Origin of the sequence: Luteibacter sp. (genome assembly GCF_035539195.1) — a bacterium.
GTDB lineage: Bacteria > Pseudomonadota > Gammaproteobacteria > Xanthomonadales > Rhodanobacteraceae > Luteibacter.
This window is the reverse complement of sequence record NZ_DATLIW010000019.1, coordinates 1-20,094: the sequence shown is the minus strand read 5'-3', so window position 1 is coordinate 20,094 and position 20,094 is coordinate 1. Positions and strand designations below refer to the sequence as shown.

The 20,094-nt window shown below is 63.8% G+C and carries 10 protein-coding genes; 7 read left to right on the top strand and 3 right to left on the bottom strand.

All coding sequences use genetic code 11. The features are described 5' to 3' along the window. Positions 1 to 438: 438 nt before the first annotated feature. Positions 439 to 2,043 carry an ExeA family protein gene (locus VM621_RS06105; protein ID WP_325468079.1) on the top strand — a complete coding sequence of 535 codons (1,605 nt, stop codon included), beginning with the start codon at positions 439 to 441 and terminating at the stop codon, positions 2,041 to 2,043. A gap of 2 nt (positions 2,044 to 2,045) precedes the next feature. Continuing rightward, positions 2,046 to 2,729, top strand: coding sequence for a rhomboid family intramembrane serine protease (locus VM621_RS06100; protein WP_325468078.1), 684 nt, complete (start codon positions 2,046 to 2,048; stop codon positions 2,727 to 2,729). On the opposite strand, the gene VM621_RS06095 is transcribed toward VM621_RS06100, so the two are convergent. Then, complete coding sequence (locus tag VM621_RS06095) at positions 2,718 to 3,458, bottom strand: glutamine amidotransferase (RefSeq protein WP_325468077.1); 741 nt, start codon at positions 3,456 to 3,458, stop codon at positions 2,718 to 2,720. The two genes, VM621_RS06100 and VM621_RS06095, sit on opposite strands and share 12 nt — an antisense overlap. After that, the gene (locus VM621_RS06090; RefSeq protein WP_325468076.1) at positions 3,455 to 5,272 is read right to left on the bottom strand and encodes a GspE/PulE family protein; all 1,818 of its coding nucleotides are present in this window, start codon (positions 5,270 to 5,272) and stop codon (positions 3,455 to 3,457) included. Before VM621_RS06090 ends, VM621_RS06095 begins: the two co-directional genes overlap by 4 nt. A gap of 65 nt (positions 5,273 to 5,337) precedes the next feature. Between VM621_RS06090 and glyQ the strand changes: the two genes are divergently transcribed. Together glyQ and glyS are read left to right on the top strand one after the other, a co-directional pair. Then, entirely contained in the window at positions 5,338 to 6,252 is a 915-nt protein-coding gene (gene glyQ, locus VM621_RS06085) for a glycine--tRNA ligase subunit alpha (RefSeq protein WP_325468075.1), read from the top strand. After that, positions 6,242 to 8,386, top strand: a complete 2,145-nt coding sequence (gene glyS / locus VM621_RS06080; protein WP_325468074.1) for a glycine--tRNA ligase subunit beta — start codon at positions 6,242 to 6,244, stop codon at positions 8,384 to 8,386. Before glyQ ends, glyS begins: the two co-directional genes overlap by 11 nt. A 49-nt stretch (positions 8,387 to 8,435) precedes the next feature. On the opposite strand, the gene VM621_RS06075 is transcribed toward glyS, so the two are convergent. Next, complete coding sequence (locus tag VM621_RS06075) at positions 8,436 to 9,047, bottom strand: helix-turn-helix transcriptional regulator (RefSeq protein WP_325468073.1); 612 nt, start codon at positions 9,045 to 9,047, stop codon at positions 8,436 to 8,438. A gap of 597 nt (positions 9,048 to 9,644) precedes the next feature. Here VM621_RS06075 and VM621_RS06070 point away from each other — a divergent pair. The 3 genes from VM621_RS06070 (at position 9,645) to VM621_RS06060 (ending at position 19,867) form a co-directional block, all read left to right on the top strand. Further along, positions 9,645 to 12,689, top strand: coding sequence for a TonB-dependent receptor (locus tag VM621_RS06070; RefSeq protein ID WP_325468072.1), 3,045 nt, complete (start codon positions 9,645 to 9,647; stop codon positions 12,687 to 12,689). A gap of 608 nt (positions 12,690 to 13,297) precedes the next feature. Further along, the gene (locus VM621_RS06065; RefSeq protein WP_325468071.1) at positions 13,298 to 16,348 is read left to right on the top strand and encodes a TonB-dependent receptor; all 3,051 of its coding nucleotides are present in this window, start codon (positions 13,298 to 13,300) and stop codon (positions 16,346 to 16,348) included. A gap of 480 nt (positions 16,349 to 16,828) precedes the next feature. Next, positions 16,829 to 19,867, top strand: coding sequence for a TonB-dependent receptor (locus tag VM621_RS06060; RefSeq protein ID WP_325468070.1), 3,039 nt, complete (start codon positions 16,829 to 16,831; stop codon positions 19,865 to 19,867). Positions 19,868 to 20,094: the final 227 nt, after the last annotated feature.

The window sequence follows — 20,094 nt, the reverse complement described above, 5'->3', positions numbered from 1 at the left end:
GATGGTAGTGTGGCTCAAGCCATGCAAGAGTAGGTCACCGCCAGGGGCCTTATACCGGAATAACCCGTCCTCTTTTGAGGGCGGGTTTTTCTTTGTCTGCGCGCAGCGCAAGACCCGCAACAGGTCACCGCCAGGGGCCTTTTACTGAAACACCCGCTACGAGCAATCGTGGCGGGTTTTTCTTTGCCCGTGTTTGCCGACCCCCTGTGGGAGCCGCTTCAGCGGCGATCCCGCGGCAGCGGGCCAGGTCGCCGCAACCGGGCTATCGCCGCTGAAGCGGCTCCCACAAGGACACGGCGCTAACCGGGCTGTCGCCGCTGAAGTGGCTCCTACAGGGACACGGCGCTTCCTGCGCGAACCTGGATGGGCCACAGATTTTCGACCCACATGACCGCCGGCCCAGTCACCGGTGACGGCCGATCGGCTACATTAGGAGCCATGTACTTACAGACCTTCGGGCTGCGCGAGCTGCCATTTGGCGACGCACCGGATCCGCGCTTTGCCTGCCTGTTCGCACGCGAGCGGGAAATCCTTGCGCATGTCGAATATGAGCTGACCTCCACCACGTCCAGCGTCACCTTGGTCACCGGCGAAGCTGGGGTCGGCAAGAGTCTGCTGTGCATGCTGGTGGAGGCGGATGCGCCTAACCACGGTGTGCGCGCCGTGCGCCAGGGCGCCGGCGACTACGCGCTGGAAACAGTGGCCTGGCTTCGTGCGATGTATGCGGGCTTCGGCCTGCCACTACCCTTGAGCGCCGAGGCCAACACCGAAGACCACCTGGTCGATGGTCTGGCCGCTGGCCTCGGGCGCATTTCCCATCACGGAAACCATCGATTCCTCCTGATCCTCGACGACGCCGACCAGTTGGCGGACGATGACCTGGCGCTCGTCGAGCGGCTGCTCCTTGCCTGCGAAAATGTCGACACCCCTTTCCACATCGTCTTGGCCGGCCTGCCCGCGTTGCGGGAGCGCTTGTCCGGGCCGTCGGCGCCGTCCCTCGCCGCACACATCCGCAGTCGGTTACCGATACCGGTTCTCAGTGGCGAAGAAAGCGAGCGCTACGTTCGCCATCGGCTGCATGTCGCAGGTACGGCACGCATGCCCTTCAGCCGATTGGGCTTGCGCACCCTCCGTGATGACGGCAAAGGCAATCCACGTCGACTCAATGCCCTGGCGCACCGTGCGCTCGAACGGGCTGCGGAGCGGGGCGAGCAGTCCATCGGCGAGCGGGCGCTCGGCTTCGTTGCCCGCGAGGTCTTACCGCAGCACGCCAGGTACTGGCTACGCCGCTATCGCAAACCGCTTCTTGCCGTCGGCGCCATGTTGGCCATCCTCTTCGTTGGCGGGGCGGCGACCTGGTTCCTTTCCGGTCGCAGTCCCTCGCGCCCGAAGAACCTGGTGACGGTCACGCCGGAACAGGCAATGGCCAAACTGAGTGAGGCGTTGCCCGCTCCCGATGTCGGCAAAGTCCGGGTCTGGGGCGAACTGCTGGCTCGTTGGCAGGTCGGATCCAAGGACACCTCGGTCGCCAACGCCATCAACTGTGACGCGCTCATCTTTCCTGGGTTCGCGTGTGTCAGCGGCAGAGGTTCTCTGGACCAGTTGCGGCGATTCGATCGGCCGATCGTGCTCGAACTCGACGAGGCTCACGCACGGCAACAGGTGCTCATGGTCGGCGCGGGCGATCAGGCGATTCGTCTCTATCTTGGCGGCAAGTACGTCGAATTGACGCGTGACGTCTTCGAACATGTCTGGAACGGGCGGTTCTATGCGGTGTTCCGCGTCGATCCCGCCATGCCGGGCAAGCTGGCCCGAGGCGATGCCGGAGAGGGCATGCGCTGGCTGCTCGCCCGACTGCCGCCGGACACCGCTCCGTCCGGCAGCACGGGGCCATCGACCTTCGATCGGACCGTCGAGACACGGGTGCGTAGCCTGCAACAGCGCTTCGGCATCGCCGCCGATGGCGTGGTCGGCCCGGAGACTATGTTCGCCTTGTCTTCGCTGGAAACCGACGGCCCGCACCTCGCCCGCGGCGTGCCTTGAGCATGTTTGTCCACGTCGATACGCGGCGCCGCTCGAGGCTGTGCTGGGCAACGATCGTCATCGTCATCGTGTGCGTCGTTTGCTTCGTCGCGCTCGCCCTGAGCGGCTACGACGAGCGCCAGGCGATCATGCGGCGTTGGGGGACCGTGCCGGCGCACCTGTTCAGCACCGGCTTGCCGTTCTGGCAACAGATCAGGGATCCCGCCTTGCTGCGGCTGCTCACGGCGATCTTCATCCACGGTGGCTGGTTGCACCTGGTGAGCAATCTGCTCTTTCTCGTCATTTTCAGTCTGCCGGCCGAGCGAAGCCTCGGCTCGCCGCGCTTCCTCTTGCTCTTCCTGCTCGGCGGGGTGGTCGCAAACCTGATCGGCGCCATTTCGCTGACCGGTGCCGGCGTGCCGATCATCGGCTGTAGCGGCGCGGTGTCCGCCGTGGTGGGAGCGTATGTCACGCTGTTCCCACGGGCGAAGCTAGGGCTTGTGCTCCCGCTGGGCCTCTTCCTCGAATTCGTGCGCGTGCCGGCGTTCCTGCTCATCGGCATCTGGGCCTTGGTGCAGCTGCTTTTCAGTGTCGCCGGCGCGAGCTATGGCGCCGTCGTGTGGTGGACCCACATCGGCGGCTTCGTCTTCGGTATCGTCTTCGCGTTCTTCTCGCGTGGCGCGATCGTGCGCCGCTTACGCGGCTGACATGTCGCGGCGGCCATGCAGGTGCTCGCGCACGAAGTGGCGCAGCAGTCCCGTGGCGGCCGGCGTCGCCACGACCGCGGCGAGCATCTCGTCCGGCGCGTGGCCTTCCTCGCGTAGCACGTCATGCTTGCGCCGGATGTAGGCGCGCATCACTTCGGCGGAAAACTCGGGGTGGAACTGCGTGCTGATCGCGTTTCTGCCGTAGCGCACCAGGTGGTGTGGATCACGCTCCGAGCGAGCCAGCGCGACGGCGCCCGCCGGAAGTTCCAGGACGCTCTGCTCATGCGTCGCGTGGGCATGGAAACGGTCGGGAAGCGATGCGCCGAGTACATCGTCGCCGGCGTGCTCCACGGCAGTGGTCAGACCCACGGTTCCCATTTCGCGGCCGCCGGGAAGATAGTCGACGCGGCCACCCAGCGCGTGTGACATGAGCTGGTGCCCGTAGCAAACGCCCAGCAGCGGCAGGTCGACATCCATGGCGTCGCGGATCCACCCGGCGGTGCGTTCACTCCAGGGCAGCCGTTCGGTCACCATCGAGGCGGAGCCGGTAATGACCGCGCCTGCGCATTCGTCGGGATCGGGCAGCGGGTCACCTTGTTCGACATCGACAATGCGCACACGCGGTGACGGCAGGCGCAGGCCGAGACGGAACCAACGGGGGAAGTCGCCGTGGCGTGCGCTGATGACGTCCGGCGCGCGACCTGTGCGCACGATGAGTAGAGGTTTCATGGAGAAATCGTATCGTCGATATCGGTGGGAGGAAGGACGTTGAGCACTTCGCGCGCCGTGGTCACGCCCGCGGCGACCTGCGCGGCGGCCGAAATGCGCAGGGGCTTCATGCCGTCGCGGAGCGCCGCGGCGCCAAGGCGCGAGAGATCCAGTTCGGCGGAGATGAGTGCACGCAAGCGGGACGACATGGGCATCATTTCGTAGATGCCGGTACGACCGAGGAAGCCCGTCTTGCGACACTCCAGGCAGCCGACTGCTTCGAACACGCGTTCCGGCACGGGAATGTCCCAGCCGTGGGTAACGACGCGCCATTCGTCGGCATCCTGCGTCGTCGCGCGCTTGCAGTGAGGGCAGAGCGTGCGCACGAGGCGTTGCGCGACCACACCGGTCAGGGTGGACTGAATGAGGTAATGCGGCACGCCAAGGTCGAGCAAGCGGGTGACCGCGCTCGGTGAATCGTTGGTATGCAGCGTCGAGAGCACCAGATGACCGGTAAGCGATGCTTGCACCGCCATCTGCGCGGTTTCGAGATCGCGGATCTCACCGATCATGATGATGTCCGGATCCTGGCGAAGCAGGGTCCGGACGCCCGCGGCGAAGTCCAGGTCGATCGACGCCTGGACCTGCATCTGGTTCAGTTCCGGCGAGATCATTTCGATCGGGTCTTCCACGGTGCACACGTTGAGCTCTGGCTTTGCCAGATGCTTGAGTGTCGAGTACAGCGTGGTGGTCTTGCCGGAACCGGTCGGCCCGGTGACGAGAACGATGCCGTGTGGGCGCTCGACCATGCCGCGCCAGAGCAGGCCCTCTTCGTCGGAGAAACCGAGCTGCGCGAAATCCTTCATGACCAGGTCGGGATCGAAGATACGCATCACGATCTTCTCGCCGAACGCGGTCGGCATGCTCGAGATACGCAGCTCGACCTCGCGTCCGCCGGCCGAGCGCGTCTTGATGCGCCCATCCTGGGGGCGGCGCTTTTCGGCGACGTCCATGCGGGCGAGGATCTTGATGCGCGAGGTGACCGCGGTCATCACCGGTGGCGGGAGCTCGAACACTTTCTGCATTACACCGTCGATGCGAAAGCGCATCTGGCCGGCATCGCGGCGGGGCTCGAGGTGGATGTCCGAAGCGCGCTGCTCGAAGGCGTACTGCAGGAGCCAATCGACGATGTGCACGACATGCCGGTCGTCGGCGCCCAGCTCGCCACCCTTGCCCAGTTCGACCAACTGTTCGAAGTTGATGATCTTGGAGGTGTCGCCGATGCCCTTGGCATCCTGGGCCAGCTGGATCGACCGCTGCACGCCGTAAAATTCGAGCAGGTAGCGATTGATGTCGATAGGACTGGAGACGACGCGACGCACATCGCGGCGAATCATGTGGGCGAGGTCGGTCGCCCAGCCGGCGTCGAACGGCTCGGCCGTGGCGAACACGACCTCGCTGGATGTGGCGGACACCGGCAGGATGCGATGCCGCTGTGCGTAGGCGCTGCTGACCACCTGGGTGACTTGCGCCACGTTGACCTTCATCGGGTCGATCTTCAGGTAGGGCAGGTCGGCCTTGCCGGCGAGCCACTCCATGAGACCCTCGAGACTGAGGGGGCGGCCGGCTTCCCTGCGGTTTTCCGGCTTCGCGTTGGCGATCACGACGAGGGGGTGGAGCTCGATGGCTGTCTTGCCGCTCCTCGACCCCATGCGGACCCGTTTGGCGTCCTCCCCGGTCAGGTATCCGTCGACGACGAGGGAGGCGAGTACCTCGTCGAGTTCCAGCCGGCCACGGCGTCCGAGGAGTGCGCCGTGTTGCGGATTGACTGCCATGACTTGCGACCCCGTGTGAATCCCACGCCGCTATACTAGCCCGCTTTATCAAGGACTCGGGAACCATGTCCGCGCCCACATTCCAAGACGTGATCCAGACCCTGAACCGCTATTGGGCGGACCAGGGCTGTGTGCTGGTCCAGCCCCTCGATACCGAAGTCGGCGCGGGAACCTTCCACCCGGCGACCTTTCTTCGCGCTCTCGGACCCGAGCCCTGGGCGGCCGCCTACGTGCAGCCCTGCCGTCGGCCCACGGATGGTCGCTATGGCGACAACCCGAACCGTCTGCAGCACTACTACCAATACCAGGTAGTGCTCAAACCGAACCCGGACGACATCCTCGAGCGCTACATCGGCTCGCTCAAAGCGCTCGGCATCGATCCGCTGGTCCACGATCTGCGCTTCGTCGAAGACAACTGGGAATCGCCGACCCTCGGCGCCTGGGGCCTCGGTTGGGAGGTCTGGTTGAACGGCATGGAAGTGACCCAGTTCACCTACTTCCAGCAGGCCGGCGGTCTGGAATGCCGCCCGGTCACCGGTGAGATCACCTATGGCCTCGAGCGCCTGGTGATGTACCTGCAGAACGTCGACAGCATCTACGACATCGTCTGGACGCACGCGCCGCACGGCGTCGTGACCTACGGCGATGTGTTCCACCAGAACGAAGTGGAGCAGAGCACCTACAACTTCGAATACGCCAATGTGGCCGAGCTGTTCCATTGGTTCGACGTATGCGAGGGCGAAGCCGCCAAGCTGATCGCCGCAGGCCTGCCGCTGCCGGGTTACGAGCAGGTGTGCAAGGCCAGCCATGCCTTCAACCTGCTGGATGCTCGCCGCGCCATCAGCGTGACCGAGCGTCAGCGCTACATCTTGCGCGTCCGTACACTGGCGCGCGCCGTGGCCGAGGCTTACGTCGCACAGCGCGAAAAACTCGGTTTCCCCGGCCTGAAGAAAGACAAGGAGGCCGTCCATGGCCGATAAGCGCTTGCCGCTCGTCATCGAGCTCGGCACCGAAGAACTGCCGCCGAAGGCGCTCGACGATCTCGCGAATGCATTTGCGCGCGGCGTCGCCGAAGGCCTGGAAAAACGTGGCGTGACGGCCGATTACGCGTCGGTCAAGGCCTATGCGTCGCCCCGCCGTCTTGCCGTGTACATCGCGGACGTCGCCGTGGCCCAGCCGGAACAGACCATCGAGCGCCGCGGTCCGGCCGTCGCAGCCAGCCTCGGTGCCGATGGCGAGCCGAGCAAGGCGCTGGTCGGCTTCGCGCAGTCCTGCGGTGTCGATGTCTCCGCGCTGGAGAAACTCGAGACCGACAAGGGCGCCTGGTTCGTCTTCCGCGCCGTCAAGCCGGGGCAGCCGACCGCCGCGCTCCTGCCGGAGATCGTCGCCGAGTCCTTGAAGGCACTGCCGATTCCCAAGGCCATGCGCTGGGGCGATCGCGACGACAGTTTCGTCCGCCCGGTACACACCCTGCTGATGCTGCACGGCGCCGATATCGTCGACGGCCAGATCCTCGGACTGACCAGCGGTCGCCTCAGCAACGGCCATCGCTTCCATCATCCCAAACCGGTCCACGTCGCCGACGCGGACAGCTGGCTGGATGCGCTGCGCCATGCCCACGTCCTGGCCGATCCCGTCGAGCGTCGCCAGCGGGTGCGCGATGAAGTCGCTCGCGTCGCCACCGGTGGCGTACCCAGCCTCTCGGAGGGCCTGCTCGACGAAATCGCCAACCTGACGGAATGGCCGGTCGCGATCGCCTGCACGTTCGAGCGCGCTTTCCTCGACGTCCCGCCGGAAGCCCTGGTCACCACGATGGAGACCAACCAGAAGTTCGTGCCGGTGTTCGACAGCGAAGGGCGGCTCACCGAGCACTTCATCGGCGTGGCCAATATCGAGAGCAAGGACCCGGCGGAGATCCGCAAGGGCTACGAGCGGGTCATCCGCCCGCGCTTCGCGGACGCCAAGTTCTTCTGGGACGAAGACCTGAAGTCGCCGCTGGCGGACTACCAGGAAGGCCTGAAGAGCGTCACCTACCAGCAGTCGCTGGGCAGCCTCTGGGACAAGACCGTTCGTGTCGCCGAGCTGGCCCGCGTCATCGCCAACCGCGTGGGTGTGGACGCCGGGCAGGCGACGCACGCCGCGGCCCTGTCCAAATGCGACCTGCTGACCCGTATGGTCGGTGAGTTCCCCGAGCTGCAGGGCGTGATGGGGCGTTACTACGCCTCGCGCCAGGGTATCGACGCGAACGTGGCCGAAGCGCTGGACAGCTTCTACCAGCCGCGCTTTGGCGGCGACGCCATCGCCGCGGGCAAGGTCGGCCAGGTGCTGGCCGTGGCCGAACGCCTGGACACGCTGGCCGGCATCTTCGCCGTGGGCCTCAAGCCCAGCGGCAACAAGGATCCGTTCGCCCTGCGCCGCGCAGCCCTGGGTCTGGCCCGCACCCTGATCGAAGGTGAGCTGGATATCGAACTGCGCGCCACCCTTACCGAAGCCCTGGAAATGATTCCGGAGGCGGCGCTGGTGGCGGGCGTCAAGCCGGGCAAGGACGGCAAGGTCCCCGCGTTCGATCTCGGCGCGCGGCGTCGGGAACTGGGCGACGACGTCCACGCCTTCGTGCTCGAGCGCCTGCGCGGCTATTACGCCGACCAGGGCTTTTCGACCGATCAGTTCGAGGCGGTGCTGGCCGTGGGTCCGGCGACGCTGCCCGATTTCGACCGGCGCCTTCGTGCCGTGGGTGAGTTTGCGCGTCGCAGTGAAGCGGCGAGCCTGGCTGCGGCGAACAAGCGTGTCGCCAACATCCTGCGCAAGCAGGCGGAAGAAGCGGATGCCGCGCCGATTCCGGCATCGGTCGACCCGGCGCATTTCGAGTTCGACGCCGAGCGTGAACTGCATGCCGCGCTGGCCGCGGCGCGGGCGGAGTCGCAAGGGTTGTTGGCGGCGGGTGACTACACCGGAACCCTTGCGCGGCTGGCGGCGCTCCAGGCGCCGGTGGACCGGTTCTTCGACGACGTGCTCGTCAACGCCGAGGATCCGGCGGTGCGAGCCAATCGCCTCGCGCTGCTCGCGCAGCTGAAAGCGACCTTCGGCGCCATCGCCGATATTTCCCGCCTCTGATCGGGAGCATGCGCGGGCGAGCGGACCACGCCCGCCCGCGATCGGACGATCAGGCCGCCACGGCGCCCTTGTCGTCCTGAATGCGCGACATCAGGGTGCGGCGGAAAGCGATCATGCGATCGGCGTAGTCGCCCTCGTTGGAACGGGCGAGAATCGTGTACATCTCGGCGACCAGGTCGGCGTGACGTACGGGCGAGAAGCGGCTTCCCGTCATCTCGATATCCGACTGCAGGAGCTTCATCGCCGCCGCGAGGCGGGACGCGTCGAGAACGGCGGCGGGTTGGCCGTGGGTCTCGTGGCTGCCGTCGCGGCTGCGGATCGATTCCGAGGTCTCGGTGCGGGTCGCCGGGTCGTCGCCCGAACCGTCCAGCATCATCGGGCCCTCGCCGGCCGCCAGCCACACCAGCGACAGGCCGAGCGTCTTGGCCATGGTGACGCAGCGGCCGCGCGACGGATCGGTGTTGCCGTCGCGCCAACTGCGCACGACACCCTCCGAAAACCCGCAGCGACGAGCGATCTCGCTGACACTACCCGAGATCTTGATGACCGCGCGAACGCGGCTGGCGAATGAAGAGGCCGGAACGCTGGCATCTCCACGGCTGTTATCCAGGCCGCCCATGGCGGCGTCGGCCAGGACGGATCCCCTCGAATTGTCATTCATGCGCTTGGAACCTCGTTGTTTTCTACAGGCCGCCCCCCGGCGATTTCGCGAACAAACGCGCGAACCTCACAATCGGTGTACAGCGATTGCCCTTCGAAATCCTTTCAGGTGAGAAGTTTCGTAATCCTCCTCCGGCTCGACCTGGTGCCGCGCGGTCCAGCTAACGCCGCGAGTCCCCGTTCCCGCCTTGCAAGATGATGTTGCAAGATCTTGAGACGTCACTTCATCGGTCATTTTTGATAGGAATTTTTCCTAGGCAGAAGTCCTAGGAGTGACGCACGTTTCGCACAATGCTCGCGTAACTTGCTGTCGTAGCGCAGGATTTTTCGATGTCAGACTGCTGCCGCGTAATGTATTGCTACGACAAGCAACCGCGATGTAAAAATTTGGTGTTGATTACTCGTGAAACCTTACGTATATCTTCACCGTCGCCGTCGAAGGTGATGTTTTGGGGAACGTAGCCGTTCGTCGGATTACGTTGTTTGAGGGGACTTTACCGCCGATTCCAAGCAGAGCCTGGCACACGCCGGGCCAGGATCGGCTTGTCGCTAGCCGCAGGTTCCTGCGATAGCGGATTTTAACGGGGAGAGGCATTTAATGAATTCGCGTCATTACCGCGCAGCGTCACTGGGACGTCGCACCGCACTCGCAGTGGCGATCACCCTGGGCTCGGCATCGGGTGCCGTGTTCGCCCAGGCGACCACCGGCTCGATCTTCGGTCAGGCTCCTGAAGGCGCCGGCCAGACCGTCACTGTCACCAGTGACACCGGCGTCAGCCGCACCGTCAACGTCGATTCGCAGGGCCGTTACACCGTCGGCTCGCTGCCCCTGGGCAACTATAAGGTCACCCTGAACCGCGACGGTGCCGCCGTCGACTCGCGTTCGAACGTGACCCTGCGCGTCGGCGCAGGTACGGAAGTCGCCTTTGCCGGCGCGACCGCCGCCGCTGCGCAGGCCGCCAGCCTCGAGGGCGTCACGGTTTCGGCCAACGCCCTGCCGTCGATCGACGTCAGCGCGGTCGACTCGCGTACCGTCATCACCTCCGAGCAGCTGGCCAAGCTGCCGCTGGCGCGCACCGCCGAAGCGATCGCACTGCTCGCTCCGGGCGCCGTCGCCGGCAGCTCGTTCTTCCAGGGGCCGACCGGCAACGCCCTCGTGTCCATCGCCGGTTCGGCGGTCACCGAGAACGCGTACTACATCAACGGCTTCAACACGACGGATCCGCTCAGCGGCTTCGGCGGCATCACCCTGCCGTACGGCGCGATCGACCAGCAGGAAATCCTCGCTGGCGGTTACGGCGCGGCTTACGGTCGTTCCTCCGGTGGTGTCATCAGCCAGGTCGGCAAGCGCGGCACCAACGAATGGCATTTCGGTGCCCAGGTGCTCTGGGAGCCGAAGGGTCTCAAGGCCGACCAGTTCAACTACTACCGTAAGGTCGGTGCCCTCGCCGGCCAGTTGTACGACGAAAACCGGAACGACAAGCTCGATCGCCAGACGTACGCGGCATATGTCGGCGGCCCGCTGATCAAGGACACCCTGTACATCTTCCTTGCCGGCGAGCAGGATCGTCGCTCGGGCGACGCGACCACCAGCGTTGCTTCGCCCTTCGTCTATCACCGCAGCTACAAGAACCCGAAGCTCTACGGCAAGCTCGACTGGAACATCACCGACAGCAACATTCTTGAAGTCACCGGTGCGTCGAACAAGCAGGAATACAACGCTCCGATCTACAAGTACAACTACGCGACCAAGACCGAGGGTGCCTATGTCGGTCGGGACGTCGCGGGTAATCCGCTGAACAAGACCGGTGCCGATCTCTACACCGCCAAGTTCACCAGCTACATCACGGACGACATCACCGTGACGGCGCTGTACGGCAAGATGAAGGGCACGTATTACACCGCCCCCGGTGGCGACGTCTCGCAGCCTTCGATCCTGACCCCGCAGTTCCAGAATCCGGCATTCACGCCGGGCGGTCTGATCACCAACGGCAATCCGAGCGCCCAGGTCAACGATCCGGAGCACAAGTCGACCAATACGAACTTCCGCGTCGACCTGAGCTGGCACATTGGCGACCACACGGTCGTCGCCGGTATGGACAACCAGAACGTTCGCGACAACCACGATGGCGTGACGACGTCCGGTCCGGGCTATGCCTGGGAATACAACAAGGGCCCGGCGAACACGCCGATCATCGGCAAGGTGCCGACCGATTCGGCCTATGTCGCTCCGCCGGGCGGCCAGGGCTACTACGTGGCGCGCTACGTCTACAGCACGCAGGCTTCCGTCCGCACCTCGCAGCGCGCGCAGTACATCGAAGACACCTGGCAGGTAAACGACCGCTGGATGGTGAAGGCCGGTATTCGTAACGACCAGTTCACCAACTACAACCAGGGCGGCGAAGCATATCTCCGTCTGACGAAGCCGCAGTGGGCCCCGCGTCTGGGTGTCAGCTGGGACGTCAATGGCGACTCCAGCCTGAAGATCTACGCCAACGCCGGTCGTTACTACCTCGCGCTGCCGTCGACCGTCGCGCTGCGCTCCGCTGGTGCCTCGCTGTACACCCGCGAGTACTTCACCTACACGGGCATCGACGCCAACGGTATCCCGCAGGGCCTGGCCCCGATCGCCAGCAGCACCGGCGGCCCGATTTCGACCAACCGTGAATACGGCATTCCTCGCGATCCGAAGACGGCGGCGTCGAAGAACATCAAGTCGGAGTACCAGGATGAGTTCATCCTCGGTTTCGATGCCCAGGCATGGGCCGGCTGGACCTACGGCGCCAAGGCCACGGTGCGCAAGCTGCGCAATTCGATCGACGACGTCGGCGATGGCGATGCCATCTTCAACAAGGCCGTCGCGTCGGGTATCGATCCGGCCACCATCGGCGCCATCCAGGGCAGCTACCTGTTCAATCCGGGTCGCGCCAATACCTTCGTGATCCCGAACACGAACGGCGGCTACTACAACGTCGAAGTGACCAACAACGATTTCGGCTTCCCGAAGTCCAAGCGTAACTACTACGGCCTCGAGCTGTACCTCGATCACGCGTGGGACGGCAAGTACCAGGTGAAGTTCGACTACCTGTACTCGAAGAGCTACGGCAACTCGGAAGGCCAGGTCCGTTCGGACATCGGCCAGACGGACGTGTCGGCCACGGTCGACTGGGATTACTCGTACGTCATGCAGTACGCCGGCGGCGAGCTCGCCAACAGCCGCAAGCACCAGTTCAAGGTCTACGGTTCGTACCAGATCGCTCCGGAATGGCTGGCTTCCGCCAACGTCCTCATAGCGTCCGGTACGCCGATCAGCTGCCTGGGCGGTTACGGCACGGCGCAGGACGCTCCGGGCCTCGGTTACGCCTCGGTCTATCACTGGTGCGGTGGCGTGCCGTCGCGTCCTGGCGATGCCGGTCACACGCCTTGGCAGTACACCCTTACCGGCAGCATCGAGTACCGCCCGGAGTGGGCCGACAAGAAGCTTGCCTTCAATGTCACGGTATTCAACCTGCTCGACCAGCGTAAGGAAACTCAGATCTATAGCCGCTACGGCGCTTCGACGGCAGTGAACCCGCGCTACGGGGTTCCGTATTACCAGACCACGCCGCGCTACGCCCGCTTCGGCATTTCCTACGACTTCTGATGACGGTGCCACCGGGGCGAGCCGCCCCGGTGGCCTTAGCCTGAAAGAACAAACCGAACAATCAGAACAAAGCATCCACGGACTGGAACGCAAGCGTCTCCCCAGATGCCACCGGGCCTCCCGGTGGCCTTTTTTAGGTCAGCCGGTCGGCTGAGAAGTTTCGTAACTTTGTGAGCGGTATAGGGCGACGTCGGATGCCGATTCGTCCGCGCCGAGCCTTTTGGCGCGCCGTGAAAATGCGCCACTTGGGCTAAGAATGTTTCCTAGGCAAAATTCCTAACGCTGGCGCGGGTTTAAGAAATGCCAGCGTAAGCTGCTGTCGCAGCGAAGATTTTTTTGACGGCGTATACCTGTCGCGTAAATTGCTGCCCTAGCATGCAATCCGAATGTAAAAATTTCGCATTGCTTACCCGTGAATCCTTACGTATATCTGCAACGTCGCCCTACAGGTGACGTTTCGGGAAGCGTGATTGTTGGTTGGATCGCGCCGTTTCGTGGGGAATTTTAACGCCGATACAAACCAGAGCCTGGCGTATGCCGGGCCGGGGTCGGCTTGTCGCTCATCGCAGCATTCTGCGATAGCGAATTTTAACGGGGAGAGGCATTCAATGAATTCGCGTCAATACCGCGCAGCGTCACTGGGACGTCGCACCGCGCTTGCCCTGGCCATCGGCCTGGGTTCCGTGTCGGGTGCTGTTTTCGCCCAGGCGACTACCGGCTCCATCTTCGGCCAGGCCCCCGAGGGCGCTGGCCAGACCGTCACCGTCACCAGCGACACCGGCGTCAGCCGCACTGTCAACGTCGATTCGCAAGGCCGTTACACCATCGGCTCGTTGCCGCTGGGTAACTACAAAGTGACCTTGAACCGCGACGGTGCCGCCGTCGATTCGCGTTCCAACGTCACCCTTCGCGTCGGCGCCGGTACGGAAGTCGCCTTCGTCGGCGCCGCCTCGACCGCCGCGTCCACCAGCCTCGAAGGCGTCACCGTCTCGGCCAACGCCCTGCCGTCGATCGACGTCAGCGCGGTCGACTCGCGTACCGTCATCACCTCCGAGCAGCTGGCCAAGCTGCCGCTGGCCCGCACCGCCGAAGCGATCGCACTGCTCGCTCCGGGCGCCGTCGCCGGTAGCTCGTTCTTCACCGGTCCGACCGGTAACGCCCTGGTCTCGATCGCCGGCAGCGCCGTCACCGAGAACGCGTACTACATCAACGGCTTCAACACGACCGATCCGCTCAGCGGCTTCGGTGGTATCACCCTGCCGTACGGCGCGATCGACCAGCAGGAAATCCTCGCCGGTGGTTACGGCGCGGCTTACGGTCGCTCCTCGGGTGGCGTCATCAGCCAGGTCGGTAAGCGCGGCACCAACGAGTGGCATTTCGGTGCCCAGGTGCTCTGGGAGCCGAAGGGCACCAAGGCCGACAACTTCAATTACTACAGCACGGTCGGTTCGAATGCCGGCAAGATCTACGACGAGAACAGGAACGACAAACTGTGGCGCACGACGTACTCCGCGTACGCCGGTGGCCCGCTGATCAAGGACACCCTGTACATCTTCCTTGCCGCCGAGCAGGAGCGTCGCGAGGGTGCGCAGACCACCAGCGTGGCCGCGCCGTTTACCTACCAGCAGACGTATAAGAATCCGAAGCTGTACGGCAAGATCGATTGGAACATCACCGACAGCAACATTCTTGAAGTCACCGGTGCGTCGAACAAGCAGGAATACAACGCTTCGATCTACAACTTCGACTACGCCACCAAGACCAAGGGTGCGTTCGTCGGTCCGGACGTCGCAGGCGACCCGCTGAACAAGTCCGGTGCCGATGTCTATACGGCCAAGTTCACCAGCTATATCACCGACGACATCACGCTGACCGCGCTGTACGGCAAGATGAAGGGCACGTACTACACGGCTCCGGGCGGCGACAACACCGTGCCTTCGATCCTGGGTGCGACCGACGAGAATCCCGCCTACACGCCGAACGGCTTCATCACCAACGGCAATCCGAGCGCGCAGGTCAACAACCCGGAACACAAGTCGACCAACACGAACCTGCGTCTGGACCTCAGCTGGCACATCGGCGACCACACCGTCGTCGCCGGTATCGATAACCAGAATGTCCGCGATAACAACGACGGCGTAAGCACCTCGGGTCCGGGTTATGCCTGGGAATACGCCCAGGGCGACTCCGCCACCCCGATCATCGGCACGCTGCCGACGGATGCGGCGTACGTCGCGCCACCGCCGGGCAACGGCTACTACGTTGCGCGTTACAAGTACAACACCGCGGCCTCGGTCCGGACCACCCAGCGTGCCCAGTACATCGAAGACACCTGGCAGGTAAACGATCGCTGGCTGGTGAAGGTCGGCCTGCGTAACGACCAGTTCACCAACTACAACCAGGACGGCGATCCGTACCTGCGCCTGAAGAAGCCGCAGTGGGCCCCGCGCCTGGGTGTCAGCTGGGACGTCAATGGCGACTCCAGCCTGAAGATCTACGCCAACGCGGGTCGCTACTACCTTGCGCTGCCGTCGACGGTTGCCCTGCGTTCGGCAGGCGCCTCGCTCTACACCCGCGAGTACTTCACCTACACCGGTATCGACGCCCAGGGCATCCCGCAGGGCCTGGCGCCGATCTTCAGCAGCACCGGCGGTCCGATCTCGGCCAACAACGAGTACGGCATTCCGCGTGACCCGAAGACCGCCGCCGCAACCAATATCCGTTCGCAGTACCAGGACGAGTTCATCCTCGGCTTCGACGCCCAGGCATGGGCTGGCTGGACCTACGGCGCCAAGGCCACGGTGCGCAAGCTGCGCAACTCGATCGACGACGTCGGCGACGGCCAGGCGATCGAAGACAAGATGGTCGCCTCGGGTATCGATCCGGCGACGATCGGCGCTATCCAGGGTAGCTACCTGTTCAACCCGGGTCGCGCCAACACGTTCCTGATTCCGAACACCAACGGCGGCTACTACAGCGTCAACATGACCAACGACGACTTCCACATGCCGAAGTCGAAGCGCAACTACTACGGTCTCGACCTGTACCTCGACCACGCGTGGGACGGCAAGTACCAGGTCAAGTTCGACTACTTGTACTCGAAGAGCTACGGCAACTCGGAAGGCCAGGTCCGTTCGGATATCCGTCAGGACACCGTCTCGGCCACGGTCGACTGGGATTACTGGCAGGTCATGCAGTACGCCGGTGGCGAGCTGGCCAACAGCCGCAAGCACCAGCTGAAGATCTACGGTTCGTACCAGCTGGCGTCGGAATGGATGGTTTCGGCCAACATGCTGATCGCCTCGGGTACGCCGAAGAGCTGCCTTGGTTACTTCGGCCCCGGGCAGACGAACCCGAGCCTCGGCTACGGTTCGTACTACCACTGGTGCGCCGGCGAAGTGTCCCGTCCTGGCGATGCGGGCCACAACCCGTGGACCTACATCATCACCGGTTCGGTGGAATACCGTCCGGAGTGGGCCGACAAGAAGCTGGCCTTCAACGTGACCGTGTTCAACATCCTCAACCAGCGCGACCGCACGCAGACCTACCCGCTCCTGGGTAACACCAATGCGGCGGCTGGCCCGAACACGCGTTACGGCGTGCCGCTCTACCAGACCACCCCGCGTTACGCGCGGTTCGGTATCTCCTACGACTTCTGATGACGGCGCCACCGGGGCGATCCACCCCGGTGGCTTCACCTGAACAGAACAAACGAGCAATCAGAACAAAGCATCCACGGATGGAACGCCAAGCGTCTCCCCAGATGCCACCGGGCCTCCCGGTGGCCTTTTTGGGTCAGGTGCTTGTCAGATAAGGATTTCATGGCTAGATGGCGCTCTCCCAAGCGTTACGTAGACAGTGAACCGTTGTAAATAATTTGTTGACACGACAAGCCCCCTAAGCCTATGTTCGGCATCGACGAATCTGGGCGGGGCATTCACAAACCGTGATGCTGCTCCCGTTCAGTAAGAGTCGTAGGACTTGTCGGGAGCAGTTTTATGGGGGCGCTTGTCACTCTGGGAGGAGTGACGGTGATTCCATCCCCAAAAGCGAGCACCGACGAGGCCAACCTTTTTCCGGCCTGGCGTCGGTTTTGCTCGTTTTCAGGCCCGGTTGGGCCGATCTGGGGAGATTTGCACATGAGTTCTCGCATCATCCGGCAGGGTTCCGTCCTGCGTCACTCGGCGTTGGCTATCGCCCTCGCTGTCGGTCTGGGCGGCACGGGCGTCGTCCTCGCTCAGTCCACCACCGGTAACATCTTCGGTACCGCCCAGCCGGGCGACACCGTTCAGATCACCGGCAACACCGGCTTCAACCGCGAAATCCCGGTTGACGCCTCGGGCCGCTTCCAGATCAGCAACGTGCCGGTCGGTACGTACCAGGTTGACCTGAAGCGCAACGGCGCCGTCGTCGATTCCCGCAAGAACGTCAGCCTGACGGTCGGCAAGGGTTCGGACGTCTCGTTCGCCGCCGCCGCGACCGCCGCTTCCGCGCAGTCGCTCGACTCGGTCACGGTCACCGCGAACAGCCTGCCGCCGGTCGACGTGTCGACGGTCGACTCGCGCACGGTCATCACCTCCGAGCAGCTGGCCAAGCTTCCGCTGGCCCGTACCGCCGAATCGATCGCCCTGCTGGCGCCGGGTGCTATCGGCGGCAGCGGTTACTTCAAGGGTCCGACCGGTAACAACCTGGTCTCGATCGGTGGCGGCTCGGTCACCGAGAACGCGTACTACATCAACGGCTTCAACACGACGGATCCGCTCAGCGGCTTCGGCGGCATCACCCTGCCGTACGGCGCGATCGACCAGCAGGAAATCCTCGCCGGCGGTTACGGTGCGGCCTACGGTCGTTCGGCCGGCGGCGTGATCAGCCAGGTCGGTAAGCGCGGCACGAACGAGTGGCACTTCGGTGCGCAGGTCCTGTGGGAGCCGAACGGCGCCGCCTCGGCACCGGGTAACGACCACTACAAGGTCGACAGCTCCAACCACTCCGTTGGCGACCTGTACAACTACAACCAGCGCGACAAGCAGACCCGCACCGTCGAGTCCGCTTACGTCGGTGGCCCGCTGATCAAGGACAAGCTGTACATCTTCCTTGCCGCTGAGCAGGAGCGTACCGAAGGTACCCTCGTCAAGTCGCAGGATTCGCCGACCTACCAGTCCACCAGCTATCGCAATCCGAAGTACTACGCGAAGCTCGACTGGAACATCAACGACAGCAACATCCTTGAAGTCACTGGTGCGTCGAACAAGCAGAACTACGACGCCTCGCAGTACCGTTTCAATTACGGCACGCTGCAGCGCGGTGCGTACATCGGCAAGGATACGTCGGGTAACCCGCTGAACAAGACGGGCGCGGACCTTTATACGGCCAAGTTCACGAGCTACATCACCGACGATCTGACCCTGACCGCCCTGTACGGCAAGATGAAGGGCACGTACTACAGCGACACGCCCTCGTCGACCAACCCGCACATCATCGGACCGAGCAACCAGAATCCGGACCTGAACGGCGGTAGCCCGATCACCAACGACAATCCGTCGACGGCTGCTTACACGCCGCAACACAAGTCGACCAACACCAACCTGCGCGTCGACCTGAGCTACCACATCGGTGATCACACCATCACCGCGGGTATCGATAACCAGAACATCCGCGACAAGGACGACGGTCAGTTCACCACCGGCCCCGGCTATGCGTGGGAGTACGGTCAGGTCGTCGAGGGTGCGCCGATCCAGGGTTCGCCGGGTTCGAGCGACTTTGTCGGTCCGCCGGGCCCCGGCGGTTATTACGTCGACAAGTACAAGTACAACACCACCGCTTCGGTCCGTACGACGCAGCGTGCTCAGTACATCGAGGACTCCTGGCAGGTCGACGACCGCTGGCTGGTGAAGATCGGTCTGCGTAACGACCAGTTCACCAACTACGACACCACCGGTTCGGCTTACCTGCGTCTGCGTAGCCCGCAGTGGGCCCCGCGCCTCGGTGCCACCTGGGACGTCAACGGCGATTCCAGCCTGAAGATCTACGCCAACGCAGGTCGTTACTACCTCGCGCTGCCGGCGTCGGTCGCCCTGCGTTCGGCTGGCAAGTCGCTCTACACCCGCGAGTACTTCACCTACACGGGTATCGATTCGCTCGGTCAGCCGACCGGCCTTACCCCGATCCAGAGCGCAACGGGCGGTCCGATCTCGGCCAACAGCGAGTACGGCATCCAGCGCGATCCGAACACTGCCGCTTCGCGCAGCCTGAAGTCGGAATACCAGGATGAGTTCATCCTCGGCTTCGACAAGACCCTCGGCGACAAGTGGGTCTACGGTGCGAAGGCCACGGTGCGCAAGCTGCGTAACGCCATCGATGACACGGGGGCTTCCGACATCATCCGTCAGACCCTCGTCAATCAGGGCGTGGATCCGGCGACGATCGGTCCGATCCAGGGCAGCTACCTGTTCAACCCGGGCCGCGCCTCGCAGTTCCTGGTGCCGAACACCAATGGCGGCTACTACACGGCCAACGTGACGAATGCCGACTTTGGCTTCCCGCACCTGAAGCGCGACTACTACGGTCTCGAGATGTACCTCGAGCATCCGTTTGATGGTAAGTGGTACGGTAAGGTCGACTACGTCTACTCGAAGAGCTACGGCAACTCGGAAGGCCAGGTTCGCTCCGACATCGGCCAGAAGGACGTGTCGGCTACGGTCGACTGGGATTTCCCGCAGCTGATGCAGTATTCGGGCGGCGAACTGGCTAACAGCCGCAGGCACGTGCTGAAGGCATACGGCTCCTACCAGCTGGCCGATGAGTGGATGGTCTCCGGTAACCTCTCGGTTTCGTCGGGTGCTCCGAAGTCGTGCCTTGGCTATTTCGGTGCGGACGAGTCCGACCCGGTTGGTTATCAGGACAGCTACCACTACTGCTATGGTCAGCCGTCGCCCCCGGGCTCCATGGGCCACACCCCGTGGCTGTACCTGTTCGACCTGAGCGCCGAATACCGTCCGGTCTGGGCCGACAAGAAGCTGGCCTTCAACATCACGGTGTTCAACGTGTTCAACAGCCGCGAGACCCTGCAGATTTATCCGAGTGCAGGCAACACCGGTGGTGTCGAGTCGAACTACAAGGCCACCTTGTACTCGTCGACCCCGCGCTACGCTCGCTTCGGCATCACGTACGACTTCTGATCCTTCGAAGTCGGATCGTAAGTCGCCAGCCTGCGGGCTGGCGACCCGGATCGCAGAAAAGGCCACCTTCGGGTGGCCTTTTTTTTGATTCATCGCGGAAGTCCGGGGACGCCGAAGGCATCGGTTCACTCAGCGGCTGATGCCGCGGCGAGCGCAGACGTGGCGGCGCAGAGCCTTCGGTGCCCACCCTCGCTGCTCAGACAGGTCCTCCGCGTTCGGTGCGGAAG

Coding starts and splice junctions, on each gene's coding strand:
- VM621_RS06075 (WP_325468073.1), bottom strand. CDS start 9,047: ATGAATGACAATTCGAGGGGATCCGTCCTGGCCGACGCCGCCATGGGC.
- VM621_RS06065 (WP_325468071.1), top strand. CDS start 13,298: ATGAATTCGCGTCAATACCGCGCAGCGTCACTGGGACGTCGCACCGCG.
- VM621_RS06105 (WP_325468079.1), top strand. CDS start 439: ATGTACTTACAGACCTTCGGGCTGCGCGAGCTGCCATTTGGCGACGCA.
- glyS (WP_325468074.1), top strand. CDS start 6,242: ATGGCCGATAAGCGCTTGCCGCTCGTCATCGAGCTCGGCACCGAAGAA.
- VM621_RS06095 (WP_325468077.1), bottom strand. CDS start 3,458: ATGAAACCTCTACTCATCGTGCGCACAGGTCGCGCGCCGGACGTCATC.
- VM621_RS06060 (WP_325468070.1), top strand. CDS start 16,829: ATGAGTTCTCGCATCATCCGGCAGGGTTCCGTCCTGCGTCACTCGGCG.
- VM621_RS06100 (WP_325468078.1), top strand. CDS start 2,046: ATGTTTGTCCACGTCGATACGCGGCGCCGCTCGAGGCTGTGCTGGGCA.
- VM621_RS06090 (WP_325468076.1), bottom strand. CDS start 5,272: ATGGCAGTCAATCCGCAACACGGCGCACTCCTCGGACGCCGTGGCCGG.
- VM621_RS06070 (WP_325468072.1), top strand. CDS start 9,645: ATGAATTCGCGTCATTACCGCGCAGCGTCACTGGGACGTCGCACCGCA.
- glyQ (WP_325468075.1), top strand. CDS start 5,338: ATGTCCGCGCCCACATTCCAAGACGTGATCCAGACCCTGAACCGCTAT.